This is a genomic window from Streptomyces bottropensis ATCC 25435 (genome assembly GCF_000383595.1).
GTDB classification, from domain to species: Bacteria; Actinomycetota; Actinomycetes; order Streptomycetales; family Streptomycetaceae; genus Streptomyces; species Streptomyces bottropensis.
Map to the genome: position 1 here is coordinate 6567276 of NZ_KB911581.1, position 18045 is coordinate 6585320.

Annotated in this window: 12 protein-coding genes; 7 read left to right on the top strand and 5 right to left on the bottom strand. The window is 72.2% G+C overall.

Features of this window, described 5'->3' with window-relative positions; translation table 11 throughout:
• Positions 1-4: 4 nt before the first annotated feature.
• Positions 5-724 (bottom strand): vWA domain-containing protein, encoded by a 720-nt coding sequence (locus STRBO_RS0129295; RefSeq protein WP_005478103.1) that lies wholly within the window; start codon positions 722-724, stop codon positions 5-7.
• A gap of 145 nt (positions 725-869) precedes the next feature.
• Between STRBO_RS0129295 and STRBO_RS0129300 the strand changes: the two genes are divergently transcribed.
• Positions 870-1799: a rhomboid family intramembrane serine protease gene (locus tag STRBO_RS0129300; RefSeq protein WP_005478104.1), complete on the top strand. Its 930-nt coding sequence runs from the start codon at positions 870-872 to the stop codon at positions 1797-1799.
• A gap of 187 nt (positions 1800-1986) precedes the next feature.
• Here the strand turns inward: STRBO_RS0129300 and STRBO_RS0129305 are convergent, their stop codons facing one another.
• From STRBO_RS0129305 to STRBO_RS0129315, 3 genes are all read right to left on the bottom strand, one after another.
• Positions 1987-3447: a glutamate synthase subunit beta gene (locus STRBO_RS0129305; protein ID WP_005478106.1), complete on the bottom strand. Its 1461-nt coding sequence runs from the start codon at positions 3445-3447 to the stop codon at positions 1987-1989.
• Complete coding sequence (gene gltB / locus STRBO_RS0129310) at positions 3440-8050, bottom strand: glutamate synthase large subunit (protein WP_005478108.1); 4611 nt, start codon at positions 8048-8050, stop codon at positions 3440-3442. The genes STRBO_RS0129305 and gltB overlap by 8 nt, the downstream gene beginning before the upstream one ends.
• A gap of 423 nt (positions 8051-8473) precedes the next feature.
• The gene (locus STRBO_RS0129315; RefSeq protein ID WP_028796905.1) at positions 8474-9202 is read right to left on the bottom strand and encodes a VIT1/CCC1 transporter family protein; all 729 of its coding nucleotides are present in this window, start codon (positions 9200-9202) and stop codon (positions 8474-8476) included.
• 355 nt (positions 9203-9557) lie between these two features.
• Between STRBO_RS0129315 and STRBO_RS0129320 the strand changes: the two genes are divergently transcribed.
• Genes STRBO_RS0129320 through STRBO_RS0129345 form a run of 6 tightly spaced genes read left to right on the top strand, consistent with a single transcriptional unit; the run spans position 9558 to position 16754 of the window.
• On the top strand, positions 9558-10658 hold the full coding sequence (locus tag STRBO_RS0129320) for an ADP-ribosylglycohydrolase family protein (RefSeq protein ID WP_005478116.1): 1101 nt from the start codon (positions 9558-9560) through the stop codon (positions 10656-10658).
• Entirely contained in the window at positions 10655-12145 is a 1491-nt protein-coding gene (locus STRBO_RS0129325) for an ADP-ribosylglycohydrolase family protein (protein WP_005478118.1), read from the top strand. The genes STRBO_RS0129320 and STRBO_RS0129325 overlap by 4 nt, the downstream gene beginning before the upstream one ends.
• Positions 12146-12152: 7 nt before the next feature.
• Positions 12153-13319: an ADP-ribosylglycohydrolase family protein gene (locus tag STRBO_RS0129330; RefSeq protein ID WP_020665625.1), complete on the top strand. Its 1167-nt coding sequence runs from the start codon at positions 12153-12155 to the stop codon at positions 13317-13319.
• Positions 13316-14722: an ADP-ribosylglycohydrolase family protein gene (locus STRBO_RS0129335; protein WP_005478121.1), complete on the top strand. Its 1407-nt coding sequence runs from the start codon at positions 13316-13318 to the stop codon at positions 14720-14722. The genes STRBO_RS0129330 and STRBO_RS0129335 overlap by 4 nt, the downstream gene beginning before the upstream one ends.
• Positions 14719-15918, top strand: coding sequence for a CaiB/BaiF CoA transferase family protein (locus STRBO_RS0129340; RefSeq protein WP_005478122.1), 1200 nt, complete (start codon positions 14719-14721; stop codon positions 15916-15918). The genes STRBO_RS0129335 and STRBO_RS0129340 overlap by 4 nt, the downstream gene beginning before the upstream one ends.
• A complete protein-coding gene (locus STRBO_RS0129345) occupies positions 15915-16754 on the top strand; it encodes an HpcH/HpaI aldolase/citrate lyase family protein (RefSeq protein WP_005478123.1) in 840 nt (279 codons plus the stop codon). The genes STRBO_RS0129340 and STRBO_RS0129345 overlap by 4 nt, the downstream gene beginning before the upstream one ends.
• Before the next feature lie 214 nt (positions 16755-16968).
• Here the strand turns inward: STRBO_RS0129345 and lgt are convergent, their stop codons facing one another.
• A complete protein-coding gene (gene lgt, locus STRBO_RS0129350) occupies positions 16969-18024 on the bottom strand; it encodes a prolipoprotein diacylglyceryl transferase (RefSeq protein ID WP_051085294.1) in 1056 nt (351 codons plus the stop codon).
• Between the last annotated feature and the right edge of the window lie 21 nt (positions 18025-18045).

Consider the following 18045-nt stretch of genomic DNA (forward strand, 5'->3'; position numbering starts at 1 on the left):
GCCCTCAGGCGACGATGCCCTCGGCCCGAGCCGCCGCCAGCCACTTCGGGAACTCCCCCACCAGCCGGTCGTACAACTCGCCGTCGGAGACGGTCCGCGGATCCGAGCCGGCGTGGAAGAAGCCGGCGTTGTCGACGACACGCTTCCCCGGGACGGCCAGGTCGTCGAGCCGGCGCAGGAAGTCGAACTGCCTGCTGTCGGGGTCGCCGAAGCCGATGAACCGCCAGAAGAGGGGGAGGCGGGCGGCTTTGCACAGGTACCGTTCGGCGGCGAGCCTGCTGGTGGGCCCGCCGTCCGTCTGGAACACCACGAGCGCCGGGTCCTCGGCGCCACAGTCGAGGTAGTGGTCGATGACGGCGTCCATGGCCAGGTGGTAGTCGGTCTTCCCCATGTGCCCGAGCCCGGCCACGATGCGATCGATCCGGCCGTGGTGATCGGCCAGGGTGATCTCCGTGACCGCGTCGATGCCGGTAGAGAAGAAGACGACCGGCACGCTGCCGTCGTCGTCGAGTTGCGCGGACAGCCCGAGCACCCGGTCGGCGAGGGCCTGCACGCTGCCGTCCTTGTAGTAGGGCCGCATGGACCCGCTGTGGTCGATCACGAGATAGACGGCGGCCCGCTGTCCCCGCAGCCCGTGCCGGTCGAGGCAGGCCCCGGCCGCCTTGTAGAGGTCCACGAGGGCGGGGGCGGTCTCCAGCATCTTGGTGAGACTGATCGCGGACATACGGCGGTCCTCCTGACCTCAAGGCGCTGCGGCAGCCCCGAGGTTAGGGCACTCCCCCTGTCCCCTCTGTCCTGATCGTTCGCTATTTTGTTCGCCGCCGTCCTCACCGGCTCGTCATCAGCCCCGCACCCCCAAGGAGCCGGCCGTGGAACCCGAGTCCCCGTCGTCGTCCGAGCCCGTCGTCACCACCTGCTACCGCCACCCGAAAGTGGAGTCGTACGTCCGCTGCACGCGCTGCGAACGGTTCATCTGTCCGGACTGCATGCGCGACGCGGCCGTGGGCCACCAGTGCCCCGAGTGTGTGAAGGAGGGCGCGAGAGGGGTCCGGCAGGCCCGCACCGCCTTCGGCGGCCGGATCTCGGCCGTCCCGCTGGTGACGTACGTCCTGATCGGTCTGAACGTCATGGCCTACGTCGCCGAACTGCTCCGCGAGCAGGTCGTGGACGACTTCGCGATGCTCGGCCGGGGTCTGCTCGGCCCGGACGGGCTCCACTACGTCTGGCAGAGCGCCTACCCCGCCGACTTCCACCTCGAAGGCGTGGCCGACGGCGAGTGGTACCGCCTGCTCACCGGTGCCTTCCTCCATCTCCCGCCCACCGAGGGCACGTTCGGCATCCTCCACATCGTGATGAACATGGTCACGCTGTGGAACGTCGGCAGGATCGTCGAGGCCCAGCTCGGCCGCGCCCGTTACCTCGCCCTCTATCTCCTCTCCGCTCTCGGCGGCTCCGTCCTCGTGCTCCTCCTGGCGCCCGACACCAGCACGGTCGGCGCCTCCGGCGCGATCTTCGGCGTGTGCACCGCGTACTACGTCCTGGCCCGCCGCCTGGGCGCCGACGCGGCCGGGCTCAACCGCTTCATGGCCGGTCTGCTGGTGTGGCTGGTCGTCTCGGCGGTCGTGACGTCCTGGCAGGGGCACCTCGGCGGCCTGCTGACCGGCGGTCTGACCGCCCTGGCGTTGGCCTACGCGCCTCGGGACCGGCGGCGGGTGCTGGTGCAGGCGGGGGCCTGCGCGGCGTTGGCGGCGTTGTTGGTGGTGGCGGCGGTCCTCAGGGTCGCGGCGATGACGGCCTGACCGGGCGGCGGCCACCGGGCGGCGGCCCCGCTCCCTGCGAGCCGAGCCGCCTCTCCTGCTCAGCCCCGCTCCCGTCGGTCCCCGGACGTGCGACAGCGCCTGCCCAGTCGTCCGGTCGGGGACTGGCGGGCAGGCGCCGTCTGTGTTCCGTACGCCGTTGTACGGGACGTGTGGGGAGGTCCGGGGATCAGACCATCAGCGAGCGGTCCGTCGGCCGGATCGGTGCCGGCAGTTCGCTCGCGCCCGTCAGGAAGCGGTCGCAGCCCCGGGCCGCGGAGCGGCCCTCGGCGATCGCCCAGACGATGAGGGACTGGCCGCGGCCCGCGTCACCGGCGACGAACACACCCGGCACGTTGGTCTGGAAGTCGGCGTCGCGGGCGATGTTGCCGCGCTCGTCGAGGTCCAGGCCGAACTGGTCCACGAGACCGTTCTCGCGGTCCGTGCCCGTGAAGCCCATGGCCAGCGTCACCAGCTGGGCGGGGATCCTGCGCTCCGTGCCCGGCTTCGGGGTCAGCCTGCCGTCGATGAACTCGACCTCGGTGAGGTGCAGGAACTGGACGTTGCCGTCCTCGTCGCCCTCGAAGTGGGTGGTGGAGACGGAGTAGACCCGCTCACCGCCCTCCTCGTGCGCGCTCGTGACCTTGTAGAGCATGGGGAAGGTCGGCCACGGCTGGTTCGCGGCACGGTCCTCGCCCGGCTGCGGCATGATCTCCAGCTGCGTCACGGAGGCCGCGCCCTGCCGGTGGGCGGTGCCCACGCAGTCCGCGCCCGTGTCGCCGCCGCCGATGACCACGACGTGCTTGCCCTCGGCCGTGATGGGGGGCGTCACGAAGTCGCCCTCCTGGACCTTGTTGGCCAGCGGCAGGTACTCCATGGCCTGGTGGATGCCGGCCAGTTCGCGGCCGGGGACCGGGAGGTCACGGGCGGTGGTGGCGCCCGCGGCGATGACGACGGCGTCGTACCGCTTCTTCAGGTCCGTGGCCTTGAGGTCGCGGCCGATCTCGATGCCCGTACGGAAGCGGGTGCCCTCCGCGCGCATCTGCTCGATGCGGCGGTTGATGTGCCGCTTCTCCATCTTGAACTCGGGGATGCCGTAGCGGAGCAGACCGCCGACGCGGTCCGCGCGCTCGTACACCGCGACCGTGTGACCGGCCCGCGTCAGCTGCTGGGCGGCGGCCAGACCCGCCGGGCCCGAGCCGATGACCGCGACGGTCTTGCCGGACAGGCGCTCCGGGGCCTGGGCCGCGACGTCGCCGCTGTCCCACGCCTTGTCGATGATGGAGACCTCGACGTTCTTGATGGTGACGGCCGGCTGGTTGATGCCGAGCACGCACGCCGACTCGCACGGGGCCGGGCACAGCCGCCCGGTGAACTCCGGGAAGTTGTTCGTGGCGTGCAGCCGCTCCGACGCCGCCGCCCAGTCCTCGCGGTAGGCGTAGTCGTTCCACTCGGGGATGAGGTTCCCGAGCGGACAGCCGTTGTGACAGAACGGGATGCCGCAGTCCATGCAGCGGGACGCCTGCTTCGAGATGATCGGGAGCAGCGAACCCGGGACGTAGACCTCGTTCCAGTCCTTCAGGCGTACGTCGACGGGGCGGGACTTGGCGACCTCGCGCCCGTGGTTCAGGAAGCCCTTCGGGTCAGCCATTGATCGCCGCCTCCATCATCTTCTCGGTGATCTCGGTCTCGGAAAGACCGGCCTGCTCGGCGGCGGCCTTGGCGGCGAGCACTGCCTTGTACGTGCTGGGGATGATCTTGCTGAAGCGCGCCACGGCGACGGGCCAGTCGGCGAGCAGCTTCTCGGCGACCGTGGAGCCGGTCTCCTCGGCGTGGCGGCGCACCACGTCGTGCAGCCACTGCTTGTCGGTGTCGTCGAGGGCCTCGACGGCACCCAGGTTGCCGACGTTGACGTTGTCGCGCTCCAGGTCGATGACGTAGGCGATGCCGCCGGACATACCGGCCGCGAAGTTGCGGCCCGTCTCGCCGAGGACGACCGCGTGGCCGCCGGTCATGTACTCGCAGCCGTGGTCGCCCACGCCCTCGGCCACCACCAGGGCGCCGGAGTTGCGGACACAGAACCGCTCACCCGTACGACCGCGGAGGAACAGTTCGCCGCCGGTCGCGCCGTAGGCGATGGTGTTGCCCGCGATGGTCGAGAACTCGGCGAGGTGGTCGGCGCCCCGGTCGGGACGGACGATCACCCGGCCGCCGGAGAGACCCTTGCCGACGTAGTCGTTGGAGTCGCCCTCCAGGCGCAGCGTGACACCGCGCGGGAGGAAGGCGCCGAAGGACTGGCCCGCCGAGCCGGTGAAGGTGATGTCGATGGTGTCGTCGGGCAGACCCGCGCCGCCGAACTTCTTCGTCACCTCGTGGCCGAGCATGGTGCCGACCGTGCGGTTGATGTTGCGGACCTTGATCTGGGCGCGGACCGGCTGGGCGTCGGTGGCGTCCGAGGCGGCCAGCGCGTCGGCCGCGAGCTTGATCAGCTCGTTGTCGAGGGCCTTCTCCAGGCCGTGGTCCTGCTCGATCACCTGGTGGAGCGCCGCGCCCTCGGGCAGCTCGGGCACGTAGAAGAGCGGCTCCAGGTCCAGGCCCTGCGCCTTCCAGTGGTCGACCGCGCGGGTCACGTCGAGCGTCTCGGCGTGGCCGACGGCCTCCTCGATGGAGCGGAAGCCCAGCTCGGCGAGGATCTCGCGGACCTCCTCGGCGATGAACTCGAAGAAGTTCACGACGTACTCGGCCTTGCCGGAGAACCGGTCGCGGAGCACCGGGTTCTGGGTGGCGATGCCGACCGGGCAGGTGTCCAGGTGGCAGACACGCATCATGACGCAGCCGGAGACGACCAGCGGCGCGGTCGCGAAGCCGAACTCCTCGGCGCCGAGGAGCGCGGCGATGACGACGTCACGGCCGGTCTTGAGCTGGCCGTCGGTCTGGACGACGATGCGGTCGCGCAGGCCGTTGAGCAGCAGCGTCTGCTGGGTCTCGGCGAGGCCCAGCTCCCAGGGACCACCGGCGTGCTTGAGCGAGGTCAGCGGGGAGGCGCCCGTACCGCCGTCGTGGCCCGAGATGAGGACGACGTCCGCGTGCGCCTTGGAGACACCCGCGGCGACCGTGCCGACACCGACCTCGGAGACCAGCTTCACGTGGATCCGCGCCCGCGGGTTCGCGTTCTTCAGGTCGTGGATCAGCTGGGCCAGGTCCTCGATGGAGTAGATGTCGTGGTGCGGCGGCGGGGAGATGAGGCCCACGCCCGGCGTCGAGTGACGCGTCTTGGCGACCCACGGGTAGACCTTGTGGCCGGGCAGCTGACCGCCCTCGCCGGGCTTGGCGCCCTGGGCCATCTTGATCTGGATGTCGTCCGCGTTGACCAGGTACTCGGAGGTCACGCCGAAGCGGCCGGAGGCGACCTGCTTGATCGACGAGCGCCGCGCCGGGTCGTACAGACGGTCCGGGTCCTCGCCGCCCTCACCGGTGTTGGACTTGCCGCCCAGCTGGTTCATGGCGATGGCGAGGGTCTCGTGCGCCTCCTTGGAGATGGAGCCGTACGACATGGCGCCGGTCGAGAAGCGCTTGACGATCTCGGAGACCGGCTCGACCTCGTCGACGGAGATCGGGGCGCGGCCCTCCGTCGCCTTGAAACCGAACAGGCCGCGCAGCGTCATCAGGCGCTCGGACTGCTCGTTCACGCGGTCCGTGTACTTCTTGAAGATGTCGTAGCGGCGCGTGCGCGTGGAGTGCTGGAGGCGGAAGACCGTCTCCGGGTCGAACAGGTGCGGCTCGCCCTCGCGGCGCCACTGGTACTCGCCGCCTATCTCCAGGGCGCGGTGGGCCGGCGCGATGCCGCTGGCCGGGTACGCCTTGGCGTGGCGGGCGGCGACCTCCTTGGCGATGACGTCGATGCCGACGCCGCCGATCTTGGTGGCCGTGCCGTTGAAGTACTTCTCGACGAAGTCGTCCGCGAGGCCGACGGCCTCGAAGACCTGGGCACCCCGGTAGGAGGCGACGGTGGAGATGCCCATCTTCGACATGACCTTGAGGACGCCCTTGCCGAGGGCGTAGATCAGGTTGCGGATGGCCTGCTCGGCCTCGATGTCGGACAGGAACGTTCCGGCACGGACGAGGTCCTCGACGGACTCCATCGCCAGGTACGGGTTGACGGCCGCGGCGCCGAAGCCGACGAGCAGGGCGACGTGGTGGACCTCGCGGACGTCACCGGCCTCGACCAGCAGGCCCACCTGGGTGCGCTGCTTGGTGCGGATGAGGTGGTGGTGGACGGCCGCGGTGAGCAGCAGCGACGGGATCGGCGCGTGCTCGGCGTCGGAGTGGCGGTCGGACAGGACGATCAGCCTGGCGCCGTTGTCGATGGCGGCGTCGGCCTCGGCGCAGATCTCCTCGATGCGCGCGGCGAGGGCGTCGCCGCCGCCGGAGACCCGGTAGAGACCCGACAGCGTGGCGGCCTTCATACCGGGCATGTCGCCGTCGGCGTTGATGTGGATGAGCTTGGCCAGCTCGTCGTTGTCGATCACCGGGAAGGGCAGGGTGACGCTGCGGCACGACGCGGCGGTCGGCTCCAGGAGGTTGCCCTGCGGGCCCAGCGAGGAGCGCAGGGAGGTGACGAGCTCCTCGCGGATGGCGTCCAGCGGCGGGTTGGTGACCTGCGCGAACAGCTGGGTGAAGTAGTCGAACAGCAGCCGCGGACGGGCGGACAGCGCGGCGATCGGCGAGTCCGTGCCCATGGAACCGAGCGGCTCGCCGCCGGTCTTGGCCATCGGCGCGAGGATGACGCGCAGCTCCTCCTCGGTGTACCCGAAGGTCTGCTGACGGCGGGTGACCGAGGCGTGGGTGTGCACGATGTGCTCGCGCTCGGGCAGGTCGGAGAGCTCGATCTCGCCGGCCTCCAGCCACTCCGCGTACGGGTTCTCCGCGGCGAGCTGGGCCTTGATCTCGTCGTCCTCGATGATGCGGTGCTCGACGGTGTCGACGAGGAACATCCGGCCGGGCTGCAGGCGGCCCTTGCGGACGACCTTGGCGGGGTCGATGTCGAGGACGCCGACCTCGGAGCCGAGGACGACGAGGCCGTCGTCGGTGACCCAGTAGCGGCCGGGGCGCAGGCCGTTGCGGTCCAGGACCGCGCCGACCTGACGGCCGTCGGTGAAGGTGACGCAGGCCGGGCCGTCCCAGGGCTCCATCATCGTGGCGTGGAACTGGTAGAAGGCGCGGCGGGCCGGCTCCATGGTGTCGTGGTTCTCCCACGCCTCCGGGATCATCATCAGCACGGAGTGCGGCAGGGAGCGGCCACCGAGGTGGAGCAGTTCCAGGACCTCGTCGAAGGACGCCGAGTCGGAGGCGTCCGGCGTACAGATCGGGAAGATCCGGTCCAGGGTCTCCTGCGAACCGAAGAGGTTCGAGGCGAGCTGGGACTCGCGGGCGACCATCCAGTTGCGGTTGCCCTTGACCGTGTTGATCTCGCCGTTGTGCGCGACGAAGCGGTACGGGTGGGCCAGCGGCCACGACGGGAAGGTGTTCGTGGAGAACCGGGAGTGCACGAGCGCGATCGCGGAGGCGAAGCGGCGGTCGGACAGGTCCGGGAAGAAGGGCTCCAGCTGGCCGGTGGTCAGCATGCCCTTGTAGACGATGGTCCGCGCGGACAGCGAGGGGAAGTAGACGTCGACCTCGCGCTCGGCGCGCTTGCGCAGCACGAAGCTCTTGCGGTCGAGGTCGATGCCCGTGGCGGGCGTGGCCGAGCCGTCGCTGACGAAGACCTGACGGAAGGAGGGCATCGTGGAGCGGGCCGTGGCACCGAGCAGCCCGGGGGCGACGGGCACCTCGCGCCAGCCGAGGACGGTCAGGCCCTCGTCGGCGGCGATGGCATCGATCCGGGCCACGGCCTCGTCGGCGCCGTGCTCGGGCAGGAAGGCGATACCGACGGCGTAGGAGCCGGCCTCGGGCAGCTCAAAACCGGCCACCTCGCGGAAGAAGGTGTCGGGGACCTGCGAGAGAATGCCGGCGCCGTCACCCGAATCGGGCTCCGAACCGGTCGCCCCTCGGTGCTCCAGGTTGCGAAGAACCGTGAGCGCCTGCTCGACCAGCGCATGGCTCGCCTCGCCGGTGAGGGTGGCCACGAAGCCGACGCCGCAGGCGTCGTGCTCGTTGCGGGGGTCGTACATACCCTGCGCGGCAGGGCGAGCATCCATGAAGGACCACTTCTGGCCGTTCGTGGAGTGCTGGGACGGCTGGCGCGGCGTACGCATCGGCTCTCCCGTCGTCGTCATCTGGCTGGGGGCACCTCCCAGGCCCTTGAGGCTCTGGGGGAGCGTGTGCCGAGGGACGACGTTGGCCCTCTGCGAAAGTGCAAAATTTCGTGCAGGTTACATGATGGAGCGGTTCTCGGGAAGCGGATACTTCGTCCCAACATGCGGACGCCACGGGCGCGGAGGGGTGCACCGCACGCGGTGGCGTGAACTGGCTTCGACAGGCGTGACCAGGGGGTCGACCGGACAGATCGATGTCGGCAGACCGGGGGGGGCGCAGAAGGCGTCGTCGCCACTGCTTTCAGTTGCTAGGCAGGCGTCATTGCCTGCGGCGCTTACGGCTCATGCCCAGCGGTTAAGCATTCGAAACCGCCTGGTAACGCCTACTTATGCGGTCCCACGCATACGTAGCCATCCGATTCATCATACGGCCGCTCCGATCAGGCTGCCCAGGGCGTACGTCACACCCGCCGCGGCACCCCCGAGCGCCAGCTGCCGCAGGCCGCTGAACCACCAGGTCCTGGCCGTCACCCTGGCCACCACCGCCCCGCACCCGAAGAGTCCCAGGAGCGCCACCAGCACGGCGGGCCAGAGCGCGCCGGCGCCGAGCAGGTACGGCAGTACGGGCAGCAGGGCGCCCAGCGCGAAGGAGCCGAAGCTCGACACGGCGGCGACGGCGGGCGACGGGAGGTCGCCGGGGTCGATACCCAGTTCCTCCCGGGCGTGGATCTCCAGCGCCTGCTCAGGGTCGCGCGAGAGCTGGCGCGCGACCTCTCGGGCGAGTCCCGCCTCGACCCCACGGCTCTCGTAGAGCGCGGCCAGCTCCTGCTCCTCGTCCTTGGGATGCTTGCGCAACTCCCGCCGCTCGACGTCGAGTTCGGCCTCGACGAGTTCCCGCTGGGAGGCCACGGAGGTGTATTCGCCGGCGGCCATGGAGAAGGCTCCGGCGGCGAGCCCCGCGAGCCCGGCGACGACGACCGCCTCCCGGCCGGCCGAACCGCCCGCGACACCGGTCATCAGGGCCAGGTTCGACACGAGCCCGTCCATCGCCCCGAACACCGCGGGCCGCAGCCAGCCGCCGTTCACGTCCCGGTGGGTGTGGTTGTCACGGTGCGCCTCGTGCAGCGCGGCCTCGGTGTCGATGATCGCCACGGTCAAGCCCCTTTCCTCACGTCGAACGTACGCTCGGAAAATTGCTTCTGCCAGCAAGGAAGGCCGTACTTACCTGGGCACTCACCCGGGCCGACGACTGTTCGAGAAACCCCCGCCGCTCATTCGTACAGGGCACCGCACAGATGTCGACCGGGTGATACGAGGGCGTTCCGGCAGCCGGTGGGGTGCCCGGTGTGGCAGAGATCTTCACAGCGGAAGTCTTCGGTCTCCACATCGTCGGATCTCCGCATCTGCAGATCTTCAGAGCGGATCGACCGCCCGCCGGGCCCGAGCTGCCCACCGGGCGGGAAGGGCCCCAAGGCCAGACCTGCCCTCAGGGCCAGAGAGGCGCCATATGCCTTCCATCGCCTGCATTCCTTCGGTACCGGCGCCGGGGGACGCCGCCGATCTGCGCGAGCGCGCACGCGGGGCCATGCTCGGGCTCGCTGTCGGGGACGCGCTGGGGGCGCCCGCCGAGAACATGAAACCCTCCGAGATCCGCGCACGCTGGGGGCGCATCACGGGGTACGTGGCCGAGCACCCCTCGGGCACGGACGACACCGAGTACGCCATCTTCTCCGGGCTGCTGCTGGCCCGGCACGGCTCGGCGCTCACCGTCACGCATGTGGAGACGGCCTGGCACCAATGGATCGCGGACCGGGACGAGGGCCCCTTCCGGGGCGCCGGCTTCAGCGAACGCGGCACCCTGGAGAACCTCCGCCGGGGCCTCGCCGCCCCCATCTCCGCGCAGCACCGGCACGCCTGGAGCGACGGACTGGCCATGCGCGCGGCCCCCTTCGGCGTCTTCGCCTCGGGCCGCCCGGCGGAGGCAGCCCGTCTGGTCGCCGTCGACGGGTCGGTCAGCCACGACGGCGAGGGCATCTACGGCGGCCAGGCGGTCGCGGCCGGGGTGGCGGCGGCGATGGCGGGCGCCCCCACGATCGCCGTGGTCGCGTCGGCCCTCGCCGTGGTCCCGGACGACTCCTGGACGGCCCGGTCCCTGCGCCGGGCGGTCGCGGTCGCCCACCGCGGCGAGCGCGCGGTCCGCTCCGCCGTGGTCATCGGCGGCTATCCCTGGACCGACCTGGCCCCCGAGGCCGTCGCCCTCGCCTTCGGCGCCTACGCGGCGGCCGACGGCGACTTCACCGAGTCGGTGCTGACGGCGGTCAACATGGGCCGCGACGCCGACACGACCGCCGCCGTCGCCGGCGCGCTGGCCGGGGCGACCCGGGGCGCGTCCTCGATCCCGCCCGAGTGGGCGGCGGCCATCGGCCCGGCGCGAGGCAGCTGCCTTCCCTCCATGGCCGGCCACCACGTCCTCGACGTGGCCGAACTCCTGGTCCCCGGCGAGGGCGGCAAGTGGGCCACCGCCACCGCGAGCCCCCTCCCCCACGACGAGCGCCCCCCGACCGCCTTCACCCTGGCCCCGCCCACCCGACCGGAGACCCTCTCATGACCCCACCGACACCGTGGGACGAGACAACACCCACGGCTCCCTCGACGGAGGACGACGACACGCGGCGCACGGCGACGCCGACGGGTACACCGACGGGTACGCCGACGGCGGACGAGGAGCTCGCGCTCACGCCCGCGCACACGCCGCGCGACGAGCCCGCGCTCACGCCCGCCCACCCGCCGCACGAGCACCCCGGGACGGGGTCACCCACCCCCACCCCCGAACCCGCGGTCACCGTCGCCGTCGGCGAGGTCCCCGCGCAGGGGCCGCCCGCCCCCGACGACGAGATTCGCACGCACCGCGCGGGCGGCCGGACCGACCCGGCCGCAGGCGCGGCCGAGGACGATATGACGCCGCGCCCCCCGCGGGGCTCCCGCATCGAGGGCCTCCTGCTCGGCCTCGCCGCGGGCGACGCCGCCGGCTGGCCCGCCGCCCGGCACCGGGCCGCCCGCATGCCGGAGTGGACCCGCCGTCTCACCCGTGAGCTGGACACCTTCGCCGAGCAGAACGCCACCACCACCCTCCCGGTCCCCATCGCCCTCAACCAGCCCCCCGAGCCCCTGCGCCTCGGCCCCTCCGACGACGCGGAATGGGCGGCCTTCGCCGCGGAGGCCCTGCTGCGCGCCGGCGACGCCGCCGCCCTCGGCGACCTCAGCCTGGAACGCCGCACCCGCGCCTCGATCGACCTCTCCTGGAACGCCGTGGCCAGCGAGATCGCCGCAGCCGCCGAACGCGCCCCCGAGGTCGAGTCCGCCGTGCTCCCGCTGCGCGCCCGTATCTCCGTGCGCGCCGGCCTCGGCAACCTGGCCACCGGCCTGCGCCCACCGGCCACCGGCCACGACAACCCGCACTACTTCGACGACGCGGCCTGCGTACGGGCCTGCGTGCTCGCCGCGGCCCACCCCGGCGACCCCCGACGCGCCGCCGATCTCGCCGAGTTCGACGCCCGCTACACCCAGGACGGCGACGGCGTGCACGGCGCACGCGCGATGGCCGCCGCGCTCGCGCTGGCGCTCGTCGGCGCGAACGTCGACGACTGCGCGGCGGCGGCCCTGGCCGAACTCCCCGCCGAGACGGAGATCGGCCGCAACGCCCGCCATGCCCTGGACCTCGCCCACCGCCACAGGGAAGAGGGAACTTTCGCTCTGGTCCCGCTCCTGGAGCACCAGATCGTCGACCACGTCTACAGCTACGGCATCGCCGCCGCCGAAACCGTCCCCGTGGCACTCGCCCTGGCCACCGCCGCCGAGGGCCGGATCGCCGAGGCGGTCCCCGCCGCCGCCTGCCTCTCCCGCGTCGCCGACTCCGCCCCCGCCCTCGCCGGCGCCCTGACCGGCGCGCTCGGCGGCGCCGCCGCCATCCCCGACTCCTGGCGGAACGCCTGCCGCACCCTCTCCGGGTGCGCCCTCCCCCGCCTCACCGGCACCGATCTCGTACACCTCGCCGAACTTCTCGCAACCACGGAACTCGCCACCCCCGGAGGATGATTCGGGCATGACGCCCTCGAAGGAACCCCCCACCGCAGTGACCCTCGAAGAACGCATCACCGGCGCCCTGGTCGGCGCCGCCGTCGGCGACGCGCTCGGCGGCCCGGTCGAGGGCTACAGCCCGGAGCAGATCGCCGAGCGCCACGGCGGCCGCGTCCATGGCGTCGTCGGCCCCTGGAACGGCGACGACTGGCGCACCGCCCGCCCCATCGCGCCGTACCACAAGGGCGACGGCCACGTCACCGACGACACCCTGATGACCCACGCGCTGATCCGGGTGTACGACCGCGTACGCGACCACCTGGACGCCTACGCCGTCGCCGAGCACCTGGTGCCCGACATGATGACGACCCCGCGCTGGATCCCCGAACTGGAGGCGGAGGCCCTCCCCCTGCAGCGGGTCTTCCTCGCCGAGAAGTGGCTGGTGGCCCGGATCCACTACGGCCACGTCGACCCGCGCGAGGCCGGCACCGGCAACATCGTCAACTGCGGCGCCGCGATGTACATGGCCCCGGTCGGCCTCGTCAACGCGGCCGATCCGCCCGGCGCGTACGCCGAGGCGCTCGACATCGCGGGCGCCCACCAGTCGTCGTACGGCAGGGAGGCGGCGGGCGTGTTCGCGGCGGGAGTCGCGGCGGCGTGCACGCCGGGCGCGACCGCCGAGTCGGTGATCGAGACGTGCCTGGCCCTGGCGAAGGACGGCACCCGCGCGGCGATCGAGGCCGTGTGCGAAGTGGCCGCCCCCCTCAGGGACTTCGAGTCGGCGCTCCGGCCGCTCCGCGAGGCGGTGGCCCCGTTCGACACGGTCGGCCCGGACTACCGCGCCCCCTCGCTGGGCGCCCGCCGCCCCTCCCGCCTGCACGCCATCGAGGAACTCCCCATCGCCCTCGGCATGTTGCTGGTGGCCCGCGGCGACTACCGCCACGCGGTCCTGGGTTCGGTGAACTACGGACGCGACTGCGACTCGATCGCCACGATGGCGGGTGCCCTCGCGGGCGCGCTGGGCTCGGAGATCCCGTCCGACTGGGCCAAGACCGTGGCGGAGGCCAGCCGCCTGGACCTGCACGCGCCGGCCACGACCCTGGCGGAGGTCGCCCGCCGGATCCACGCGCAGGACGTACGCCGCCGCCGGGCCCACGAGTCCGCCTTCGCCGCGCTGGCCTCGATCCGGTGACCCCCCTGGCCCCCCTCCGTCTCACCTGGGTCCAGCCGGAGGATCTTCTCGGTCACGAACTCCACCAGGCGGTACAGGACGGCCGTGCGCCCTCGGCCGTCGCGGCCCGCTGGCGCGCGGCCGGCGGCCCCCCGGCGCCCCTCCGCGCCGGCGCCTCCCCCCAGCGGGTCTCCCGCTACCTGCGGCAACTCGCCGAGGACCTGCTGGACGAACTGGCGGACCTGCCGAGCGGGTTGCGGGAGGTGGAGCCGACGGACCTGAGCGGGATCAAGGCGCTCTGCCCGAACTGGCCGGCGCCCCCGTCCGCCCCCGGCGCCCCGCCCGCACCACCCCGCCCCACCCCGGCCGCGTACCTCCCCCGTCTGGAAGCCGCCTGGCTCGGCCGCGCCGTCGGCTGCCTCCTCGGCAAACCCGTCGAGAAGCTCCCCCTGTCCGCGATCCGCGCGCTCGCGAGGGCCGCCGGCAACTGGCCCCTCACCACCTGGTTCACCGCCCGCGGCGTCCCCGCGGAACTCCTCACCGCCCACCCCTGGAACCGTCGCTCGGCCCCCACCTCCCTCGCCGAGAACATCGACGGCATGCCCGAGGACGACGACCTCAACTACCCCCTGCTGAACCTCCTCCTACTCAGCCGCCACGGCCGCGACTTCACCACCACCGACGTGGCCACGCTCTGGCTCGCCGAACTCCCCGCGGGCCGCACCTTCACCGCCGAACGCGTCGCCTACCGCAACCTCCTCAGCGGCGTCGAGCCCCCGCACACCGCCCGCCACCGCAACCCGTTCCGCGAATGGATCGGCGCCCTGATCCGCGCCGACGTCCACGGCTGGACCAACCCCGGCGACCCGGCCGGCGCGGCCGAACAGGCTCACCGCGACGCCACCCTCACCCACACCGCGAACGGCGTCCACGCGGCGATGTTCGTCGCGGCCACCATCGCGGAAGCGGCCACCGGCACCCACGACATCCACCACTGCCTGCGCACCGGCCTCACGGTCGTGCCCCCGGACTCCCGCCTGGCGAAGGCGATCCGCCACGCCCTGCGACTGGCCACCGCCCACCGCGACTTCGACACGGTCGTCGACGAACTCCACGCCACCTACGCCGACCACCACTGGGTCCACGTCCTGCCCAACACGGCCCTGCTCACCGCCGCCCTCACCCACGCCGACGGCGACTTCACGGCCTCCATCTGCCGCGCGGTGTCCGGCGGTTGGGACACCGACTCCAACGGCGCGACGGCGGGCAGCATCGCCGGCCTGCTCGCCGGCTCCCCGGACGCGCTCCCCGAGCGCTGGACGGCCCCCCTCAAGAACCGCCTGGCCACCTCGATCGCCGACTTCAACGGCACCGGCTTCGACACCCTGGCCCACCTCACCCTCCGGGAGATCCCCCACCCATGACCGAGGCGTACGACCCCCCGCTCTCCCACCTCCGCGTCCTCGACCTCGCCACCCTCTTCGCCGGTCCCCTCGCCGCCACGATGCTCGGCGACTTCGGCGCGGAGGTCATCAAGGTCGAGCACCCCACGAAGCCGGACCCGTCCCGCGGCCACGGCCCCTCGAAGAACGGCGTGGGCCTGTGGTGGAAACTGCTGGGCCGCAACAAGCGCACCCTGACGCTGAACCTCTCCACCCCCGGCGGCCGGGACACCCTGCTGCGCCTGGCCGCCACCGCCGACGTGGTCATCGAGAACTTCCGCCCCGGCACCCTGGAGAAGTGGGGCCTCGGCTGGAAGGAACTGTCGACGGTGAACCCCCGCCTGGTCCTCGCCCGGGTCACCGGCTTCGGTCAGTTCGGCCCGTACGCGCACCGCCCCGGCTTCGGCACGCTCGCCGAGGCGATGAGCGGCTTCGCCGCGATCACCGGCGAGCCGGACGCCCCACCGGTCCTGCCCCCCTTCGGCCTCGCCGACTCGATCGCGGGACTGGCGACGGCGTACGCGGTGATGACCGCCCTCGCCGCGCGTGACCGGACCGGCGAGGGGCAGACGGTCGACATGGCGATCATCGAGCCGATCCTCACCGTCCTCGGCCCCCAACCCCTCTGGTACGACCAGCTCGGCCATGTCCAGTCCCGCACCGGCAACCGCTCCGCCAACAACGCTCCCCGCAACACCTACCGCACGGCGGACGGCTCCTGGGTGGCCGTCTCCACCTCCGCCCAGTCGATCGCGGAACGGGTGATGCGCCTGGTCGGCCGCCCCGAGCTGATCGACGAGCCCTGGTTCGCGTCCGGGGCGGAGCGGGCCCGCCACACTGACGTCCTGGACGAGGCGGTCGGCGCGTGGATCGCCCGCCGCACCCGCGAGGAGGTCATCGATGTGTTCGAGAAGGCGGAGGCGGCCGTCGCCCCGATCCAGGACATCACCGACGTGATGGCCGACCCCCAGTACCGGGCCCTGGACACCGTCACCACCGTGGACGACCCCGATCTCGGACCGCTGCGCATGCAGAACGTCCTCTTCCGGCTCTCCGACACGCCCGGCTCGATCCGCTGGGCGGGCCGCGCCCACGGCGCCGACACGGACTCGGTCCTCACCGAACTGGGCCTGTCGGACACGGACATCGAGACCCTCCGCAAGGAGGGCGCCCTGTGAACCCCATCCCCCTGACCTGGCTGTACGCCCCCGGCGACCGTCCGGAGGTGGTCACCAAGGCCCTGGCCTCCGGCGCGGACGTGGTGATCGTGGACCTGGAGGACGCGGTGGCCCCGGAGCGCAAGGCCTACGCCCGCGCGGCCACGGCCGACCTGCTCTCGGCCCCGCCCCCCGTGCCCGTCCACGTACGGGTGAACGCTCTGCACACCCCGGACGCCGAACAGGACCTCAAGGCCCTCTCGCCCCTGCTCGGCCTGTCGGGGCTCCGCCTCCCGAAGGTCACCTCCCCCGCCGAGGTCACCGCCGTCGCGGAGGGGACCGCTCACGCGGAAGGGGGCCCGATCCCTCTGTACGCCCTCCTCGAATCGGCCCTGGGCGTGGAACGCGCCTACGACATCGCCACCGCGCATCCCGCGCTGCGCGGCATGGCGCTGGGCGAGGCGGACCTCCGCGCCGACCTGGCCGTCCACCACGACCGGGCCCTCGACTGGCCCCGCTCCCGGGTGGTCCTCGCGGCGCGCGCGGCGGGCCTCCCCTCACCGGCCCAGTCGATCCACCCGGACATCAGGGACCTCGAAGGCCTGGCCGTCTCCTGTGCGCACGGCCGCGCCCTCGGCTTCCTGGGCCGCGCCGCCATCCACCCCCGCCAGCTCCCGGTCATCGAGCGCGCCTACGCCCCCACCCCGCAGGAGGTGGAATCGGCCGAGGAGACCCTCAGAGCCGCGACCACCACCCCCGGCGCCCAGGCCCTCCCCGACGGCCGCTTCGTCGACCCGGCCGTGGTGGCCGCCGCCCAGAGAACCCTGACCTTGGCCAACCGCCCCACCAGACACTGACACCCACGTGCCGCGTGGTTCCCCGCGCCCCGACGCCGTTCAGACTCGCGGGGTCGGCGTCCAACCTGCCGGGGCCGAGGCCTCCGGCCCGCAGGCCTGGTTCTTCAGGGGCGCCGGGAACTGCGCGAGAAGCCCCATCGAAGCCGCAGCAGCCCCGAACCCAAAGCGCCCACCCGCCCCCTTAGGGGCAGATGGGTGCTCGAACAACTACGGGTCAGCTCTTCTCCGCGGACTCGGCCTTCTTCCCGACCACGGGGTCGGAGACTTCCGCATCCTTCTTCTTCTCGACGTCCTCGACGCTCTTGTCCTCGACGCTCTTGCCCTTGACGCTCTTGGCGTCCTTGACGTCGTCGACATCCTTCGCGTCGGTCTTCCCCGAGGCCTCCGCCGACTCCGAGTCCCCGTCGTCCTTCCGGTCCACCGCGGCGGCGCCCTCGTCCCCGTTCCCGTCGGAGACGCCCGGCTCGACGACCTCTTCCCGCCCCGGCCGCTTCCGCGCCGACAGGACCAGATAGATCACCGCGAGGACGAAGACGAGCAGCGCGGTCCAGTTGTTCAGGCGCAGCCCGAGGATGTGGTGGGCCTCGTCGACCCGCATGTACTCGATCCAGAACCGCCCGACGCAGTACGAGGCGACGTACAGCGCGAACGCCCGCCCGTGCCCGAGGGTGAAGCGACGGTCCGCCCAGATGACGAGGAGCGCGACGCCGATGCACCACAGCGACTCGTAGAGGAAGGTCGGGTGGTACGTGCCCGGCAGCCGTCCGTCCGTGGAGGAGGTGATCTCCACGGCCCACGGGAGATCGGTCGGCTTGCCGTACAGCTCCTGGTTGAACCAGTTGCCCCACCGCCCGATCGCCTGCGCGAGGGCGATGCCGGGCGCGACGGCGTCGGCGTACGCGGGCAGCGGGATCCCGCGCCGGCGACAGCCGATCCACGCACCCACCGCGCCGAGCGCGATCGCGCCCCAGATACCGAGCCCGCCCTCCCAGACCTTGAAGGCGTCGACCCAGTCACGGCCCTCGCTGAAGTACAGCTCGTAGTCCGTGATCACGTGGTAGAGCCGCCCGCCGACCAGGCCGAAGGGCACGGCCCAGACGGCGATGTCGGCGATCGTGCCGGCCTGTCCGCCCCGGGCGACCCAGCGTTTGTTGCCGAGCCAGACGGCTACGAAGACACCGATGATGATGCAGAAGGCGTAGCCGCGCAGCGGGACGGGACCGAGGTAGAGCACCCCGCGCGACGGGCTGGGAATGTAGGCAAGTTCCATGGCAGGGTCGACGCTACCCTG

Coding starts and splice junctions, on each gene's coding strand:
- gltB (WP_005478108.1), bottom strand. CDS start 8,050: ATGCGTACGCCGCGCCAGCCGTCCCAGCACTCCACGAACGGCCAGAAG.
- STRBO_RS0129325 (WP_005478118.1), top strand. CDS start 10,655: ATGACCCCACCGACACCGTGGGACGAGACAACACCCACGGCTCCCTCG.
- STRBO_RS0129330 (WP_020665625.1), top strand. CDS start 12,153: ATGACGCCCTCGAAGGAACCCCCCACCGCAGTGACCCTCGAAGAACGC.
- STRBO_RS0129305 (WP_005478106.1), bottom strand. CDS start 3,447: ATGGCTGACCCGAAGGGCTTCCTGAACCACGGGCGCGAGGTCGCCAAG.
- lgt (WP_051085294.1), bottom strand. CDS start 18,024: ATGGAACTTGCCTACATTCCCAGCCCGTCGCGCGGGGTGCTCTACCTC.
- STRBO_RS0129295 (WP_005478103.1), bottom strand. CDS start 724: ATGTCCGCGATCAGTCTCACCAAGATGCTGGAGACCGCCCCCGCCCTC.
- STRBO_RS0129320 (WP_005478116.1), top strand. CDS start 9,558: ATGCCTTCCATCGCCTGCATTCCTTCGGTACCGGCGCCGGGGGACGCC.
- STRBO_RS0129340 (WP_005478122.1), top strand. CDS start 14,719: ATGACCGAGGCGTACGACCCCCCGCTCTCCCACCTCCGCGTCCTCGAC.